Source organism: Laspinema sp. D2d (assembly GCF_025370755.1).
Classification (GTDB): domain Bacteria; phylum Cyanobacteriota; class Cyanobacteriia; order Cyanobacteriales; family Laspinemataceae; genus Laspinema.
Genome location: NZ_JAMXFC010000012.1, coordinates 56551 through 75582, shown reverse-complemented (window position 1 = coordinate 75582; position 19032 = coordinate 56551). Strand labels below are relative to the sequence as shown.

Sequence of the window (19032 nt, the reverse complement as noted above, 5' to 3'; positions counted from 1 at the left end):
TCAGACCAATTAGCGATCGCCTCCTTCCGGCAGTAGTTTGGTCCAACTTCATCGGATAATCAAAATACCGTATTAAGCACCCATGATGATGCACCACCGGAACTCCTATCAACTGATGGCTGAATATAATTGCTGGATGAACCAGAATATTTATCAAGTTTGCGAGTCAATTCCCGACGAACAACGCAAGCAAGATAGAGGAGCATTTTTCAAGTCAATTCACGGAACCTTGAACCATCTGCTCTATGGGGATAAAGTTTGGATGGGGCGATTTACCAATCAGCCATTTTCTGGGACATCCCTCTCACAAGAATTGTATGCAGATTTTGTGGAATTGAGAGCCCAACGGGAACAGACAGACCAGCAAATTTTAGACTGGTCCAAGAACCTGGACCCGGACTGGTTAAGTCAACCGTTTGAATATGTCAGCCAGTCGGACCAGAAACGGCACGTGATGCCTGCGTGGATTTTGGTGACGCATCTGTTCAACCATCAAACTCATCATCGAGGGCAGGTGACCACCCTAATTAAACAACTCGGCTATGAACCCGGAGTGACGGATATTCCGTGGATGCCCGGGGTAAGTGGGTTGGGTTCGGAATGATTCGCGAAGGTGCAATGCTGGGGGAATAGATTCATCGGTTGGAACAGTTGCAAGTTTCAATCCCTGAAAGGGATTAGGGGTCATTGAGACGGCGCGGGTGTCGTATTTGCTATTAACGTTTTTGACCCGTTTCAATCCCTGAAAGGGATTAGGGGTCATTGAGACATTGAGACAGGGTAACTCCCTGTGCCAAGTTACCTATTTATATGTTTCAATCCCTAAAAGGGATTAGGGGTCATTGAGACCCAGAATTTTTCTTTTGTCCATTCTTGGGCATTAGTTTCAATCCCTGAAAGGGATTAGGGGTCATTGAGACCTAGGGGCAAAAAACATCAGCCATTCCCAAATGTGGCAGTTTCAATCCCTGAAAGGGATTAGGGGTCATTGACACGCAGATTCAAAGGGGCAAAGTAATCTTGTTCATAGTTTCAATCCCTGAAAGGGATTAGGGGTCATTGAGACTCTATTAGTTCACTCCCTGAAGAATGGAATGCCGGTCGTTTCAATCCCTGAAAGGGATTAGGGGTCATTGAGACGTATCTGATTCTGTGCCAAGTTACCCTTTTATATGTTTCAATCCCTGAAAGGGATTAGGGGTCATTGAGACGGGTGGGAAATTCTAAGAGAACAAATGCCGCTATTGAGTTTCAATCCCTGAAAGGGATTAGGGGTCATTGAGACCCGAGGTGTCTCGCCCAAGATAAGGAAGTAATTCGTTTCAATCCCTGAAAGGGATTAGGGGTCATTGAGACAAATGTTCACCATTAGCCGCTTCTCCACCTTTGCCGGTTTCAATCCCTGAAAGGGATTAGGGGTCATTGAGACCGGTGCGACTGCCGCTAAGGTTTGAGCCACCAAGGATCCATGTTTCAATCCCTGAAAGGGATTAGGGGTCATTGAGACTAAAAGCAAAAAACTTTCAGGGGCGTTTGCAATTGGTTTCAATCCCTGAAAGGGATTAGGGGTCATTGAGACTTTGGGAGGCGCTTGAATATGCCTCTAGTGAAGTTGTTTCAATCCCTGAAAGGGATTAGGGGTCATTGAGACAGGATAGGTTCTGTGCCAAGTTACCCTTTTATATGTTTCAATCCCTGAAAGGGATTAGGGGTCATTGAGACCTGGTTTCGGACTGGAGAAAGCCCCGCAATTCTTCCTCAGTTTCAATCCCTGAAAGGGATTAGGGGTCATTGAGACGGGGAACAAGCGTGAAATATCAATTTTCTTTTCAGTTGTTTCAATCCCTGAAAGGGATTAGGGGTCATTGAGACGCCCGTACTTGAAACCGTTGCTATATAAAGTTTTCAAGGTGCATTTGCGCGAACCTATATTTAAAATACCATTACAGCCTGTCATTTGTAAATAGGTCCATTTCATTTTCTCCTCAAATCCTCTCCCCGTATAGTTTTTAGCATTTGCGCGAACCGGGTAGAACGGGAAAAAGACTCAATGCCTTATCGAGTCAGGATTTCAGTCTCAAATTTTGTCCCCTGGTTTTCTACAGCTTAGGGTTCGCGCAAAGGAGATAAAAATTAAGGTGGGGTCCCTCGGTTTTAAAGCCTCTGATGCATTCTCTCTACATGGACTCACTGGAGCAAAAGGACTCCCCTATCGTTAAGTTTAACAGAACCGGGCGGTCAATCGGGTTAAACCCACTTGCTCTATGGGGCGCGGGTTTGAACTCTTGCTGGATTTGCGCCCTCATCCCCCAGCCGATCGCCCCTTGCCAACTGTTAAATTTTGTCAAAGAAACGCGAATTCCCTCGCAAACCCTGATTCCCTCGTGGGAAATGTCAAAAAACCATAGAAAACCGATCCGGCGCTTCAGAGTAGATCCGTTAGAATTTTCCTTAAGAACGGATACCTTAGCGTCTTTTTGACTAAAAATCATCAGACCTAGGCTAGAATCCCTAAACCCAAACTCACGGAACAAGTTAACCATCACACCCTCTCGTTGCCTCCCGTCTGGTCCCGTATCGCCAACATACTTCCGACCCCGGAACGGTGAATCGCAACTGACCCCTACTCCCGTAGGGTTTCTTTGACTCAACATCCCAACGCCCATGCTAAAGCTGCGGGTCTTTAATCTTGACCGCGCTTTTTACCTGATTTTCCATCCTTAACGACATTTATGAACCATCAAAAACTGCCACAAAAACAGGGACTCTATGACCCTCAGTTTGAACACGATGCCTGCGGTGTTGGCTTTATTGTTCATCAAAAAGGTCAAAAATCCCACTCCATCGTTGAACAGGCCCTGACCATTCTCCTCAATCTGGACCACCGGGGTGCTTGTGGTTGCGAAAATAATACCGGGGATGGTGCCGGAATTTTAATCCAAGTCCCGGATGCGTTTCTGAAAAAAGTTGCAGCAGCAGAAAACATCGAGTTGCCGATCGCCGGGGAATATGGCGTGGGCAACATTTTTTGCTCTCAGGACCCTGCCATTCGCCAGCAAGGTAGGCAGCTTTTTGAAAAAATTGTCGCTGAGGAAGGGCAAAAGGTTCTGGGATGGCGGGATGTACCCACGGATAACTCCTCTTTGGGGAATACGGCGAAATCTAGCGAACCCTTTATTTCCCAAGTGTTCATCCAACGCAGTGCCAATATCGCCGATGACTTGGCGTTTGATCGCAAGCTGTATGTCATCCGCAAACGGGCAGAACGGGAAATCCATATCAGTGAATTAGACTCGTTCTGGTATGTTTGTAGTCTCTCCTGCCGCACCCTGGTTTATAAAGGGATGTTAATGCCGGTCCAGGTGGGGGACTATTTCCCCGAACTCCATGATGAGACGATGGAGAGTGCTTTGGCCCTGGTGCATTCCCGCTTCAGTACCAACACTTTCCCCAGTTGGGAACGGTCCCACCCCTATCGCTACATTGCCCATAATGGGGAAATCAATACCTTGCGGGGCAATATCAACTGGATGCACGCCCGGGAGTCTCTGTTTGAGTCGGAACTGTTTGGGGAGGACCTGAAAAAGCTGCATCCGGTGATTGACTTAGAAGGCAGCGATTCGGCGATTTTCGATAATGCTTTGGAAATGCTGTTCCTCTCTGGACGGTCCTTGCCTCATGCGGTAATGATGATGATTCCTGAACCCTGGACCGCCCATGAGTCCATGAGTCCGGAGAAAAAGGCGTTCTACAAGTACCATTCTTGCTTGATGGAACCCTGGGATGGTCCGGCCTCGATCGCCTTTACTGATGGCACAATGATGGGGGCAGTCCTCGATCGCAATGGTTTACGTCCCTCTCGCTATTACGTCACTAAGGATGATTTAGTGATTATGGCCTCGGAAGCGGGGGTATTACCGATTGAACCGGAACGAGTCGCTTATAAAGGTCGCCTGCAACCGGGTCGGATGTTCCTCGTTGATATGAAACAGGGTCGGATTATTTCCGATGAAGAAATCAAAACCCAAATTGTCAATGAACATCCCTATCAAGAGTGGATTGATGAGAATTTGGTCGCCCTTTCTCAACTGAAAGATGCTCCCCAATTGCGGGAAATTGACCCAGTGCCGTTGATTCAACGACAAATGGCGTTCGGGTACACTTTTGAGGAATTGCGCCTGTTGATGACGCCAATGGCGACCAATGGGGTGGAGGCGATCGGGTCGATGGGAACAGATACGCCGTTAGCGGTGTTAAGCGATCGCCCGAAATTGCTGTATGACTATTTCCAACAACTGTTTGCCCAAGTTACCAATCCCCCGATTGACTCGATTCGGGAAGAAATTGTTACTTCGGCAGAAACTACCATTGGTTCAGAACGAAATCTACTCAAACCTACGCCGAAAAGCTGCAATTTAATTGAGTTAAAAACCCCGGTTCTCACTGATGAAGACTTGGTAAAACTCAAGGCAGTGAATGAAGGGGAGTTTAAATCCACAACGATTCCGATGTTATTTGACCCGACTACTGGGGTGAAGGGATTGGAAGCGGCCCTGGAAGAGATTTTTGCTCGGGCAAGTGAGGCGATCGCCTCGGGTACGAATATCCTCATCCTCAGCGATCGCGGCACCAACAAGGAAAAGGCAGCAATTCCCGCATTATTGGCGGTTGCCGGACTGCATCACCATCTAATTCGCGAAGGCACTCGCACCCAGGTGGGATTAGTCCTGGAATCTGGCGAACCTCGGGAAGTCCATCACTTCGCTACCTTGATTGGGTATGGTTGTGGGGCGATTAATCCCTATCTCGCCTTTGAAACCGTTGATGACATGATTCGCGAGAAATTACTCGTGAATGTGGAGTATAAAACCGCTGTCAAGAATTACATCAAAGCGGTGACCAAAGGGGTGGTGAAAATTGCCTCGAAGATTGGGATTTCGACGATTCAAAGCTATCGCGGCGCACAGATTTTCGAGGCGATCGGGTTGAATCAGTCGGTGATTAGTCGCTACTTTACCTGGACCGCTTCGCGGATTGAAGGGGTGGATTTAGAGGCGATCGCCAATGAAACTATTATGCGTCATTCTCACGCCTTCCCCGATCGCGATGCCAATGGTCACACTTTAGATGTCGGTGGCGAATACCAGTGGCGCAAAGACGGTGAAGCGCACTTGCTGAGTCCGGAAATCATTCATGCCTTGCAACAAGCAGTGCGTGAGGGTAATTACGAACTCTACAAGAAATATGCAGCGAAAGTGAATGAACAAAATCAGAAGTTCTTCACCTTGCGCGGGTTGCTGGAATTTAAAGCACAAAACCCGATTCCTTTAGAAGAAGTAGAACCGATTGAGAACATCATGAAACGGTTCAAAACCGGCGCGATGAGTTATGGTTCGATTTCTAAAGAGGCCCATGAAGCATTGGCGATCGCAATGAACCGAGTCGGTGGCAAATCCAACACCGGCGAAGGCGGCGAGGACCCGGAACGTTATACTTGGACGAACGAACAGGGCGACTCCAAAAATAGTGCAATCAAGCAGGTTGCTTCCGGACGGTTTGGCGTCACTAGCTTATACCTGTCTCAGGCGAAGGAACTTCAAATCAAAATGGCACAAGGTGCTAAACCCGGGGAAGGGGGACAATTACCCGGACTGAAAGTCTATCCCTGGATTGCCAAAGTGCGCCACTCCACCCCTGGGGTCGGGTTGATTTCGCCCCCGCCTCACCATGATATCTACTCCATCGAAGACTTAGCGGAGTTGATTCATGACCTCAAAAATGCCAACCGCAACGCCCGAGTTAATGTGAAGTTAGTCTCGGAAGTCGGTGTAGGAACCATCGCGGCAGGGGTCGCCAAAGCACACGCGGATGTGGTGCTTGTCTCCGGATTTGATGGCGGAACAGGTGCATCCCCCCAAACCTCGATTAAACACGCCGGTTTACCCTGGGAGTTAGGATTGGCGGAAACCCATCAAACCCTGGTTTTAAACAATCTGCGGAGTCGGATTGTGGTGGAAACCGATGGACAGATGAAGACAGGACGAGACGTGGCGATCGCTGCCTTACTCGGTGCCGAAGAATACGGATTTTCCACCGCACCTTTGGTCACCTTGGGCTGTATTATGATGCGTGTCTGCCATAAAAACACCTGTCCCGTAGGGATTGCTACCCAAGATCCGCAACTGCGGGCCAAATTCATGGGAGACCCAGAATATGCGGCCAACTTCATGAAATTCATCGCCCAAGAACTGCGGGAAATCATGGCCCAGCTTGGGTTCCGGACCCTGAATGAAATGGTGGGACGGACAGACTTGCTGGAACCGAAAAAGGCAGTGGACCATTGGAAAGCGAAAGGAATCGACCTTTCTAACATTCTCTATCAACCGGAAGTCGGTCCAGAAGTGGGTCGCTATTGCCAGATGGCACAGGACCACGGATTAGAGAAATCCTTGGATATGACAGTGTTGCTGGATCTGTGCAAAGGTGCGATCGACAAAGGCGAAAAAGTCAAAGCAACCCTGCCGATTACCAATATTAACCGAGTCGTTGGCACAATTCTCGGCAACGAAATCACCAAGAAACATTGGGATGGATTGCCAGACGGCACGATTCACCTGCATTTCCAAGGAAGTGCCGGACAAAGTTTCGGGGCCTTTGTACCCAAAGGAGTCACCCTAGAACTGGAAGGGGACGGCAACGATTACATCGGCAAAGGACTCAGTGGCGGTAAAATTATCGTCTATCCGTCCAAGAAATCCACCTTAGTCCCTCATGAGAACATCATCGCCGGAAACGTAGCACTTTATGGTGCAACCAGTGGGGAACTGTATCTGTCGGGGATTGCCGGGGAACGGTTCGCCGTCCGCAACTCTGGGGTTCATGCCGTTGTCGAAGGCGTCGGGGACCATGGATGTGAGTATATGACTGGCGGTAAAGTCGTGGTGATTGGACCTGCCGGACGTAACTTTGCAGCAGGGATGAGTGGCGGAGTTGCCTACATCCTGGATGAAGCAGGAGATTTCGCCACCCGGTGTAATACCCAGATGGCGGATATGGAGAAGTTGGAGGAACCGAGTGAAATTGCGATCGTCCGCGAGATGATCCAGAAACACGCGGATTATACCAACAGTCCCAAAGCGGCAGAAGTGTTGGCAAACTGGGAGGAAATGGTGCCTAAGTTTGTCAAAGTGATGCCACGGGATTACAAGCGGGTGTTGCAAGCGTTGGAAAGTGCATTAGCGTCGGGTTTAAGCGGCGATGACGCATTGGATGCAGCGTTTGAACAAAATGCCCGAGATGTTGCCCGGATTGGGGGTAGTTAGGAGATAATTAGGAGGGTGGGCAGTTGTCTGCCCTCTTTTGCCCCTGAAACAAGGCCCTTGAATCTGGCTTATGAGGCCAGGAGTATTTCTCTAAACTGGCTACCCTCTTAATCATCACTCTTGAAACAAAACAGTTACTAACTATGGAAACCATCAAAATTGCAATCGCTGGTCAGGCCAACACAGGCAAAACAACTCTAATCAGCACTTTTATCAAGAGTAAGGCAGGGAAGGTAGAAGATAGAGCTGGTGCTACTCCAGAGGCAGTTCGACTCGATTTTAAAAGTTTGCCCGTAACCTTTATAGATACTCCAGGATTTGAAAACGCTGGTGCAATTTCCCTATATTTGAATTCTATACAAAAGGGTGTAGACATGGGATCCTTATATCCAAATTTTAAAAAAGAACATGAAAGAGATTTTCTAGCTTTAGAAGCAATAAATGATAGCGATATTGTAATTTATGTTGTGAGTTTAGAACAGGTCCCCAACACGGCTCATGACCAAGAAATTTCTTTGATTCAAAATATCAATTCTAAAGTAATAGCTGTTCTTAATCAATACCACGTTATCCGAGAAGGAAAAGGCAAAGAAGTAGTGGAAAATCGCATTAATCAATGGGAAGCAACATTAAAAAGACACTCAATTGATAATGTAATTACTTTTGATGCTCATTGGGATAAACCTTCTCAAGTCAATCGAATATACGATATTATTTTAAGCCGCCTAGATTCCCATCAGAAAACTGGCTTTGAGAGGGGTTTAGAAAAATTAAAGATTCAGCAGAAAGCCATTCGGAAATTATCTTGTAGTTACTTAGGTGATGCGATCGTAAGTTGTCGAGAAGCAGCAAAAATAAATGTCAACAAAATGGAGATAAATAATCAAGAGAAAAAGCAAAAAGTAATTCAAGAAATTTACAAAGAAGTTGAAATTTCTTGGGAGTGCTTTATTGTGCAAACGGAAAAAATATATGAAATTTTAATAGAAACTCCAGATATATCAGAAGAGCAACTGGACAACAAACTAAGTCAAACTACAAAGGCAAACTGGTTCGAGCGTCTAAGTAGGGGAAGTGCAGGAGCGGGAGTTATGGGACCGTTGGGTGGTTTGATGTCAGCTCTTATCGCACTGGGAATTTCGGCTGGAAGCGGAGGAGCTATTCCTGCTGCAATAGTGGCACTCCAAGTAGGAGCAGGACTGGGATCGGTCGTGGGAAGCCTGTTGATGTTTTCGGATAAAGGTGATATCATTATGATGGAGATGAGTATCGAGGAACTAGAACATCGGTTGATAACTGGAGTAGCGATGATCTGGGGATTATCAAATATCGGATATGGAAGTGGTAAACCTCTTGCAGAAGAACAATCTAAAAAAATTGCCAAAGAAATTTGTGATGCTATTAAATCATCATCTTCTAGACTAGACTTAGCGAGGGCTAATAAAGACACTATTATTGGCTATGCCCAAAGAATTCTCAATAACCTAGAAAACCCAAGTAACTGGATAGTAAAAAGTTCTGTATAACCCCGCGTCGGACACTTGGCGGGGTCTCAAAAAAAATGGACCGGCACAAAAACGGTCCATAATTCATACAGGGATTGGATGCTTGCAATGAAGTCGATGCAAAGCGATGGATTAAGTTTGAAACAAGGAATCCCTAATTATGACTGATAATTTTCCCCAAGAAACATTGATAGAAAAAAGAGTAACTTACACTTTAGAAGTGAATGAAAAATTTTTTATGATTGAAAATGTGCCCGCCCGAGTTTGTGAAGAAACGGGGGAATCGTTCTTTTCTCCAGAGACAGTAGAGCGAATTCAGCAAATGATTGGGGGACAAGAAAAACCTAAGCGAGTGATAGAAACTCCGGTTTATGAGTTTAGTACGAGTTTATAGATTTCACTCTCTGATGTATCCAATAACTACAACCTCCTTCCCTGCATTGGCTTTAGGATTACCAGGCAGAGCCTGAAAATATTAGTATTTGAATGCAAATCTTAGCCATTACTGAATTAGACTTTTATAAAATTGACCGCTGTCGGCGAGTTATTTCCCATGATTGCGCTCAAAAGTTTGCGGCGATTGATTTGGGGGTTCCGTTGGGATGTTATGGACTGAGTTGGAGAAGCGATATCCTGGAACCTATTATCGTGCGATCGCCCGACTGCCTGACTGTCTGGATAGGGGTGGATCAACAGTTAGCGGCGATTAGTCTGGATGAGGGTCGGATTATTGTTGCTTTACCGTTGACTGATTATATGGTTCAAATTGTGGCGATCGCTGATGTGATTGCGGTTCTGACTCAGGAGAAAGTGCTGCTGTTTAACCCAGGTGGTTCGATTCGATTCAGTGACGATTTACCGGATCAGGGAATTGGGATGACGGTTGAGGGGGAAAATCTGGTGATTCAAATGCTGGAAGGGGAGAATTTGACTCTGAATCCAATGAGGGGTTATTTTCAGAGTATGGCAGCATCGACGACGAGGCGGTCGCCTTTTTAAAGTTGTGGGGCGATCGGCGACCTCTCAAGAACAACCGAAGGTCCGAGGTTAAGCTAGAATAAATAATGAAGACCAAATCTTAAGTTAAAACGACCCATTCTATTGGAGAAAACTATGCAAGTTCAACTTAAACAAATCAGGCTTTCACCGGGTGGACAACTCCTAATGACTGATGTTAGTTGGCCGATGTACGAACAACTGTTAGAGGAGTATGCTGAAAACCCGGGTGTGCGGATTAATTATAGTCAGGCATTATTAGAAGTTATGGTGCCGTTACCGGAACATGAAGATGATAAAGTTATTATTAGCAATTTGGTAGAAGTTTTGTTGGAAGAACTAGATATTGAATTTAGAAATCTGGCTTCTACTACATTTAAAAGTGAAAGGATGCAACAGGGTTTAGAAGCTGAGAGCTGTTTCTACATTGAAAATGAGGAAACTATTAGAGGTAAAAAACGGATTGATTTAACGGTAGATCCACCGCCGGATTTAGCGATTGAAATTGATATAACGGCTCGGACTCGCTTTAATAACTATGAAGCATTAGGGGTGGGGGAACTCTGGCGATTTGACGGGACGCGGGTGGAAATTAATGTGTTGCAAGGGGGGCAATATGTTCAGGTGAATGAAAGTCCTCATTTCCCTGGGTTGCCTTTGGGGGAGGTGATTCCTCAGTATTTAGAGCGGAGTAAAGTTGAAGGTAGAAATAAAGCAATCAAGGCTTTTCGCGCTTGGGTGAAGGGGAGGATTGAGGCAAGCTAGGGAAGAAGAAATGAGTTATACTAAGACTGTTAATTGGGGAGGCTCATGAACTGGATTAGACGAGTTCAATTGCGATCGCCCCGGTGGGTCAAAGCTCAGAATTTGGCGATAAACGCAATAAATATGTGATCCGATGCACCCTACAACTGCGCCTCAACCCAGTTGGATGATGCCCTTGGGAGGGGCAGAATGTTGGAAAATGATAACATTTGGAAGCTGGGGAGAGTTCTCGGGGGGAGGGGAAGAGAACCCGCTTGGGATGAGGATTGGCTGGATTTTTGAAGAGGAAATCTGTAGGGCCTTGCTTAACAATTCGATATTCACTTTCAAGGAAGGCAATGATAAAATACGGCAAACCTGTAGAATCAAACGGCTTGTCAGCGATCGCTGGTCCAGTTTTGACCGTCTGCCCATCCCGCCTTTTAACCCTAACCCTGACCGTATCTTGAACAGAGGACACTAACAATGGGAAAACCCACTGGCTTTATTGAATTCCTGCGCGAATTACCGTCTGAACTGAATCCCCTCGATCGCATTGGTAATTGGGATGAGTTTCACCTCCACATGGAGGAGGACAAGCTACGCACCCAGGCGGCGCGTTGTATGGATTGTGGCACTCCGTTCTGTCATACCGGCACTTTGATCAGTGGGATGGCAAGCGGTTGTCCGGTGAATAACCTGATCCCCGAATGGAATGACCTGGTGTATCGGGGTCTGTGGCATGAAGCCCTCGATCGCCTCCACAAAACGAACAATTTCCCAGAATTTACGGGTCGCGTTTGTCCCGCCCCTTGTGAAGGGTCCTGCGTCCTGGGCATCACGAACCCCCCAGTGACGATTAAAAATATCGAAAATACCATCGCCGATAAAGGATGGGATGAGGGGTGGATTACCCCGGAACCCCCGGAAAAACGCACGGGTAAAAAAGTTGCGGTGATCGGTTCCGGTCCTGCGGGATTGGCGGCAGCAGCGCAGTTGAACCGTGTGGGACATGGGGTCACTGTATATGAAAGGGCCGATCGCCCCGGTGGATTGCTGATGTATGGCATTCCTAACATGAAGCTGGACAAAGAACAAGTGGTATTACGCCGGATTAAACTCCTGGAAGATGAAGGGGTAAAATTTGTCTGTAATACAGAAGTTGGGAAAGATATCACCGCACAACAACTGATGCAGGAGTATGATGCGGTGATTCTTTGTACCGGCGCGACCAAACCCCGGGATTTACCCATTGAAGGGCGCGATTTACAGGGGATTTACTTCGCAATGGACTTTCTCACCGGCAATACTAAAGCTGTGCTAGACCGACATAAAAACGGTAGCTTTATTTCTGCTGAAGGCAAAGATGTGGTGATTATCGGTGGCGGTGACACCGGAACTGACTGCGTGGGAACCTCTGTGCGTCATGGATGTAACAGTGTGGTGCAGTTGGAAATTTTGCCGAAACCTCCAGAAACTCGGGCTGCTAACAATCCTTGGCCCGAATGGCCCAAAGTGTATAAGTTAGATTATGGACAAGAAGAGGCAGCGGCCAAATTTGGGGCTGACCCTCGGGTTTATACAACAACGGCGACGAAGTTTGAAGGAGATGATAAAGGCCGGGTGAAGGCGGTACATACCGTGGTGGTAGAATGGCTCAAGGATGAGCAAGGCCGTTATACACCGAAGCCGGTTCCGGGAACGGAAAAGGTTGTTCCAACTCAGTTGGTGTTGTTGGCGATGGGGTTCTTGGGTCCAGAACAACCGTTATTAGATTCCTTGGGATTAGAACGGGATGGCCGCAGCAATGTCAAGGCAGACCATGAGAAATATACAACCAGTCTTCCCGGGGTATTTGCGGCAGGGGATTGCCGTCGGGGTCAAAGTCTGGTAGTTTGGGCGATTAATGAAGGTCGCGGGGTGGCACGGGAGTGCGATCGCTACCTGATGGGAAATACGGATTTACCGTAACTCTGGAACACCTTGTGCCGCCGAACCGAACTGCGATCGCCAGTTCAGTATCGGCGGCATCCCCATTGGGATAAAGGGATTGAGTTTAACCCAGCTTGGGGGAGATTTGGAGTACGCTTGTCTCTAATCTACTCAATTTATCTTAATAACTATCATCTCCAGGCACTTCGTCCTCGGTTTCAACGGCTTTAGTTGAGGCCAGATCCAACGAGGCATCGTGAATCGCTTGCCATAAAGAAATTAACTCAGTCCCGCTGAGGTCACTACTTTTATACTCCTTGACGGCCTCTTCTACTTCCTTTTGAGTATGCAGATGGGGCACGGTTTGGTTATCAGATGACATAAAACAACCTCTACTGATCAAACTGACGACATGGGATTGAGTGATGGGTTGTGAATTAATGAGTAATTCTTCACCGATCATTGGCAATCCTATTTCAAACAAAGGTGCATAGGCATGAACGCCTAAAATCACTCAATCCTATCCTCCCATTCCAACTGGAATTTCTCTCCATTATCGGGATAAAGTTACGGTTGAATGGGGAATCACTGATTTGACTTTATTGTAATCACATTTCTTTTAAAAAAGGATTAACTGTTACATTTTTTCGCAATGCCTGATAAAAATTACATAAAAATTTAAGAATTAGAAACCCCGAACATTAACGTTTAATGCTGCGATCGCCCCTGTAGTCTCCTAGGAAATCCAATATTCAAAGTCTATCAAAACCCGCAGCGTCAAGCCTGGGGCTATACGGACTTAGCCCGCCTACGCGGACTAATAGAGAAAAACTACTTTGACAACCGGATTTGCTCTCAGGAGTTTTGTGCACCCGTTTCGGGTAATCCTAACTGTAGACGCACTTCGGCGATCGGTTCGTGCCAATGGTCTTCAAATCGATAACCGAGTAAAAACTCAGCTTGTTTTCCCAATGCTTGTCCTTGGGCTAAATTCGCCAAAATCGCCCCGCGCTGGCGAGGGGCGAACAGAGGATAGAGAATTTGAGCCAGGGTGAGACTGACTTGGAGAGATGGACTATAGTCTTGGGCTGCCGCAAAGGCTAAAACGCCGATTTCTCCGGCATAGCTGGTATCAAACCCCAGCAAACAGTGAAAAATATCGTGAGTCACGGCATAGCGCAGGGCGAAGACATTTCGTTGGGCGATCGCATCGAATTCGGGGCTGACATTAAAAGGTTTGAGGCGATTTGTTGTGAGATGTTCTGCATACTCGCGCCCAAACGTGCCGGAGGGATAGGTTAACAATTGTTCGATATTAATTTCGGGATAGTATCCCGTGACCCCTGCCAGTTTGGGGGCCAAATTCCGATGAGCTTTGGCACCGAAAGCATCCGCCTTTAATAGAGCAAAATCACCTAATTTCCCGGATTTCTGGTAAAGTTGAAAAGCGCGATAGAGCTGTTTAACTTGAATGCCCATAGCGGGAAAACCACAAGATAGACTGCTGCTATTTTAATCGAGATCATCCGGGATCGGCGACCCGAGTCTACCGGGCGATCGCCTCAGAAGACTCGTCCAAAATTATACTTTTTGTAAACGGGTGCAAAAGCGCCCTCACCCCTGGAGTAAAATTGGTCTAACCCAAAACAAACCACCCTATCCCCCGATCGCTCGTAGGAGGAGATGCTGATTCCGAAATCCCATGAGATAGCAACTGATCCAAATTCTCAGAGTCATGAAAATAATTTTAGTCGAAGATGACGAACCCGCGAGTGCCGCACTTTCTGTTGCCTTAAGAAAGCAGAACTATAGCGTAGAAGCGGCAGCGGATGGGGAAACAGCCCTGGAACTGGCAACGCTCTTGGAGTGCGACCTCATTTTACTGGACTTAGTAATTCCCAAACTTGATGGAATTAGCTTGTGCCGAAAACTGCGGGAACAAGGGTATCAAAAACCCATCCTGCTGCTGACTGCAAAGGACTCTCCCCAGGATATTGTCACCGGGTTGGATGCGGGGGCGGATGATTATGTGGTCAAACCCTATAATCTCTCGGAACTCATGGCGCGGATTCGGGCTTTGTTACGGCGGGGGACTACCCCAGTGACGGAGACCCTAACTTGGTTAGAGTTGTGCTTAAACCCCGTGTCTGGGGAAGTCACCTGGAATGGACAACCTTTGGGGGTAACGGCGACAGAATATAAACTTTTGGAACTATTTTTGAGAAATCCGCAACGGGTGTTTAGTCGCAGTGCGATTATCGATCGCCTGTGGTCCTTTGATGATTCCCCCACAGAAAATGCCGTTACCGTTCATATTAAAGACCTGCGGCAGAAATTCAAAGCCATCGGCATTGACAAAGACCCCATTGAAACCGTGTATGGACTCGGGTATCGACTCAAACCCGCCACGGAGTCCAATCCCGAACCCCCGGAAGTTGAAACAGCCCCTAAGCAGAAGACTCCCACCCCGGGCAAACAATTAGAAGCGATCGCCTCCATTGCCCAGATTCTGGAAAAATATCGACCCCGATTAAACCAACAAATTGCCCTGTTGCGGCAAGCTTATAACGCCCTCGCTGGGGGAGAACTCACCGACGAACTCCAAGAACAAGCCATCCAGGAAGCCCATAAACTCGCCGGGTCCTTGGGTCCTTTCGGCTATTTAGAAGGCTCCAACCTCGCTCGGAAAATTGAATACCTACTGATGTCACCCACCCCCCTAGGTCCTGCCGAAACCCAGCAGTTGGAGGAATGGACCCGAGGGTTAAGGGAAGAACTGACCAAACCCCCCACGGAAAGCAGCCTAGAACTCCCCTCTCCAGCCAAAGCGCAGACCCTGCTAGTGGTTGACGCTGATCGCGCGATCGCCACCGCCCTCAACGCCCAAGCGGCGAACCTGGGAATGAGGGTAGAAAGCGCCCTCACCCTCACCGCAGGGCGAAAAGCGATCGCCCGGACCACCCCGGACCTAATTCTCTTGGATATCGCCTGTCCTGAAACCAGCACTTCCCCCGGGGAAAAAGCGGGACTGCGATGGTTGCAGGAAGTCGCCCACCAATTTCCCACCCTGCCGATTCTCGTCTTTACCGCCCTGGATAACCTAGCCGATCGCGTTGCCGTCTCTCGCTGCGGAGGACGGGGATTTTTGCTCAAACCCGCCACCAGCGACCAAATTTTAAAAGCGATCGCCCAAGTCCTGCCGCCCAAAGCAACCCCAGAAGCCAAAGTTTTAATCGTGGATGACGACCCAGCGGCCCTTGCCGTCATGAAAGAACTCCTGCAACCCTGGGGACTGGAAGTCACCACCCTAGACAATCCCGAAAAATTTTGGGAGATTTTAACCGCAGTCGGTCCCCATCTGCTGATTTTGGATTTAGAAATGCCAAAATTTAATGGAATTGACCTCTGTCAAGTCGTGCGACAAGACCCCAACTGGGGAGATCTGCCGATTTTAGTTGTCACCGCTCATACTGATGCTCAATCCCTGCGCCAAGTCTTCGCCGTTGGGGCCGATGATTTTATTGGTAAACCCATTGTGGGGCCCGAATTAGTCACGCGCATTACCAGCCGGATCGAACGCGATCGCTTTCGGCAACAACTGGAAGCCCTCAAACACAAAACAAAGGAAAACCAGCCATGAACGGCATTTCCGACTGGGATAAAAGCCAAGGACAACTGATTGCCGAACTGGAAGAACTTCGCCAGGAATGCGATCGCCTGCGGGGGAAGCCCCTCGCCCCGGAGGAATCCCGGGTCTCCATTGCCCTCTCGGCGGATCAAGATCAGGTTCGCAACATTCTCAATCTCGCACCCCTTCCCCTGATGATCCATACCCAAAATGGGGAAATCATCCAAATTAACAAAGTCTGGACCGATCTCACTGGATACAGTCATCAAGACATTCCCACCATCGCCCACTGGACTCTACAAGCCCATCCTAACTGCTCCCAGGACGTGCAAACTGCCATTGCCAAGCTCTATGATTTGCACCCAGGCATCTGCACCGCAGAATACACCATCACCACCAAAACCGGCCAACATCGAACCTGGCAGTTTACCTGTGCCTCCCTGGGAACCCTGGGGGATGGGCGGCAAGTTGCCATTAGTATGGCAACGGATATCACCGATCGCAAACAAACTGAAGCCCTTCTGCAACAAACCAATGGGGAACTCGAAACCCGAGTCGGGGAACGGACCGCCCAACTGAGTGCCCTCACCGATCGCCTGCAACAGGAACTCCGGGAACGTCAGCAGACCGAGCAACTCCTGCAACAACAAGCCCAGTTGTTAGATTTAGCTCATGATACCATTCTCACCCGAGACCTCAAGGGATACATTACCTTCTGGAACCGGGGTGCAGAACGAATGTATGGAATCAGCAAATCCGAGGCGATCGGGCAAATGTATCACCAACTCCTCGCCTCCCAATTTCCCCAATCCCTCCCTGAAATCGAAGCCGAACTCCTGCGCGTGGGATACTGGGAAGGGGAAATTACCCATACCCCACCTCACGGCACTCCCTTGATCGTCGCTTCCCGCTGGGTCTTGCAGTATGATGAATTTCAGCAACCGCTACAAGTGCTAGAAATTAACAACAATATTACCCGTCGCCAGCAAGCGGAAGCCGACCTGCGCGAAAGTGAGTCTCGGTTCCGGCAGTTGGCGGAAAATATTCGAGATGTATTCTGGAGTGCGGACGTGATTCATGACCAACTCATTTATATTAGTCCGGCTTATGAAAAGATTTGGGGTCGCCGTTGTGAAACCCTGTATCAGAACCCGAACGACTGGCTGGATGCCCTTCATCCCGAAGACCGTCCCCGAGTGGAACAGGGGGTGAAGCGAAAATATTTTAACGGGGAATATGATCAAGAATATCGGATTGTGCTTCCCGATGGTTCCTTACGCTGGATTCACTCTCGCGCCTTTCCCATTCGGGATCAAACCGGAAAATTAGTGAGAGTGGCGGGATTAGCAATGGATATCACCGATCGCAAAACTGCCGAACGAGCGATTCAAGCGTCTCAAGCGCGATTAGCGGGGTTAGTGGAAATTGCCCGCGATGGGATCATTTCCGTGGATGGCAATCAAAAGATTACGTTGTTTAATCAAGGTGCAGAACGCATTTTTGGCTATGATGCCGCCGAGGTTTTGGGTCAACCCTTGGACCTGCTGATGCCGAGTCGTTTTGTGCTGTATCACCGTCTCCAAGTTGAGAATTTTGGCAAAACCGTGGGGCGTACACAAGCGATGGGAGAACGCACGGAAATTACCGCCCGTCGTGCCGATGGGACCGAGTTTCCAGCCGAAGCTTCCATTTCTAAGCTGGAGATTGATGGGGAACAAATTTTTACCGCAATTTTGCGCGATGTGAGCGATCGCAAACGCACAGAAGCGGCTTTATCCCAACTGGCAGCGATCGTGGAGGATTCTGAAGATGCAATTTTGAGCAAAACCCTGGATGGGACCGTAGTGAGTTGGAATGCCAGTGCCTATAAGTTATTCGGGTACTCTCCCGCCGAGGCGATCGGGCAGTCCATCTTGACCCTGATTGTACCGAGCGATCGCCACTCGGAGGAAACCAATCTGCTGGACAAAATTGCCCAAGGTGAATCCGTGCAACAGTTTGAAACCGTGCGGATGCGGAAGAATGATACGCCGATTCATGTCGCCTTGACCATCTCTCCGGTGAAAGATGGCCGGGGGAAGATTATCGGGATTTCCACGATCGCCCGGGATATTAGCGATCGCCGTCAAATTGAGCGGATGAAAAATGAATTTATCTCCATTGTTTCTCACGAAATCCGCACGCCCCTCACTTCCATTCGCGGGGCGATCGGACTTCTCGCCAGTGGAATGTATCAAAATAAGCCCGAACGAGTCCAGCGAATGCTAGAAATTGCCCTCACTGACAGCGATCGCTTGGTACGTCTGGTGAATGATATACTAGATTTAGAACGTCTGGAGTCCGGTCGTCTGGAATTAGTCAAGGAACGATGTGATGCAGCCAATGCGATCGCCCAAGCTGTAGAAGGGGTTCAGGCGATCGGCGACAAGGAAGGAGTCCGCTTCTCCTTACCCCCCGGAACCGCCACAGTCTGGGCCTCTCCCGATGCCCTACAGCAGGTTTTGACCAATTTGCTGAGTAATGCAATTAAATTTTCTCCCCCTCAAAGTATCATTACCCTCACCGTTCAATCCCAATGGCAAGGGGTTCTCTTCGCCGTCCGCGATTCCGGGCGAGGCATTCCACCGGATAAACTAGAGATGATTTTTAACCCCTTCCAACAGGTCGATGCATCCGACTCCCGGCAAAAAGGAGGAACCGGCTTAGGATTGACCATTTGTAAGCGCATCGTCCATCAACATGGAGGCCGCATCTGGGTCGAAAGTACCCTCGGGGAGGGGAGTACCTTTTACTTTACCCTCCCGGATCCTCCCAGTTGAGAAAAGATTGATAAATTTCCCTTAACTGTGTGATTTAAAACCGTGATAGTGAGCCGCTCAAGCCGTGATGAATCTTGCACAGAGGC

At 48.3% G+C, this 19032-nt stretch carries 11 protein-coding genes and 1 CRISPR repeat array; of the genes, 9 read left to right on the top strand and 2 right to left on the bottom strand.

The features are described 5' to 3' along the window. Positions 1–82: 82 nt before the first annotated feature. The 7 genes from NG796_RS10600 to NG796_RS10570 all read left to right on the top strand — a co-directional run bounded on the left by NG796_RS10600 (position 83) and on the right by NG796_RS10570 (position 12538). A complete protein-coding gene (locus NG796_RS10600; RefSeq protein ID WP_261206559.1) occupies positions 83–604 on the top strand; it encodes a DinB family protein in 522 nt (173 codons plus the stop codon). A 53-nt stretch (positions 605–657) separates the two neighbouring features. Then, a CRISPR array of direct repeats spans positions 658–1872; the repeat unit is 37 nt; unit sequence GTTTCAATCCCTGAAAGGGATTAGGGGTCATTGAGAC. Positions 1873–2732: 860 nt separating this feature from the next. Then, positions 2733–7322 (top strand): glutamate synthase large subunit, encoded by a 4590-nt coding sequence (gene gltB / locus NG796_RS10595; RefSeq protein ID WP_261206558.1) that lies wholly within the window; start codon positions 2733–2735, stop codon positions 7320–7322. 143 nt (positions 7323–7465) lie between these two features. Then, a complete protein-coding gene (locus tag NG796_RS10590) occupies positions 7466–8848 on the top strand; it encodes a GTPase (protein WP_261206557.1) in 1383 nt (460 codons plus the stop codon). Positions 8849–8987: 139 nt separating this feature from the next. Beyond that, complete coding sequence (locus NG796_RS10585; protein ID WP_261206555.1) at positions 8988–9221, top strand: YgiT-type zinc finger protein; 234 nt, start codon at positions 8988–8990, stop codon at positions 9219–9221. Positions 9222–9313: 92 nt separating this feature from the next. Next, complete coding sequence (locus tag NG796_RS10580) at positions 9314–9826, top strand: hypothetical protein (RefSeq protein ID WP_261206553.1); 513 nt, start codon at positions 9314–9316, stop codon at positions 9824–9826. 114 nt (positions 9827–9940) lie between these two features. Then, positions 9941–10588 carry a Uma2 family endonuclease gene (locus tag NG796_RS10575; protein WP_261206551.1) on the top strand — a complete coding sequence of 216 codons (648 nt, stop codon included), beginning with the start codon at positions 9941–9943 and terminating at the stop codon, positions 10586–10588. 465 nt (positions 10589–11053) lie between these two features. Continuing rightward, entirely contained in the window at positions 11054–12538 is a 1485-nt protein-coding gene (locus tag NG796_RS10570; protein WP_261206549.1) for a glutamate synthase subunit beta, read from the top strand. 142 nt (positions 12539–12680) lie between these two features. Here NG796_RS10570 and NG796_RS10565 read toward each other — a convergent pair whose 3' ends face one another. Continuing rightward, positions 12681–12881: a hypothetical protein gene (locus tag NG796_RS10565; RefSeq protein WP_261206548.1), complete on the bottom strand. Its 201-nt coding sequence runs from the start codon at positions 12879–12881 to the stop codon at positions 12681–12683. A 473-nt stretch (positions 12882–13354) separates the two neighbouring features. After that, entirely contained in the window at positions 13355–13978 is a 624-nt protein-coding gene (locus NG796_RS10560) for a Coq4 family protein (protein ID WP_261206546.1), read from the bottom strand. Between the two features lie 256 nt (positions 13979–14234). Between NG796_RS10560 and NG796_RS10555 the strand changes: the two genes are divergently transcribed. Together NG796_RS10555 and NG796_RS10550 are read left to right on the top strand one after the other, a co-directional pair. Beyond that, complete coding sequence (locus NG796_RS10555) at positions 14235–16139, top strand: response regulator (protein ID WP_261206545.1); 1905 nt, start codon at positions 14235–14237, stop codon at positions 16137–16139. Then, positions 16136–18946 carry a PAS domain S-box protein gene (locus tag NG796_RS10550; protein WP_261206544.1) on the top strand — a complete coding sequence of 937 codons (2811 nt, stop codon included), beginning with the start codon at positions 16136–16138 and terminating at the stop codon, positions 18944–18946. The genes NG796_RS10555 and NG796_RS10550 overlap by 4 nt, the downstream gene beginning before the upstream one ends. Positions 18947–19032: the final 86 nt, after the last annotated feature.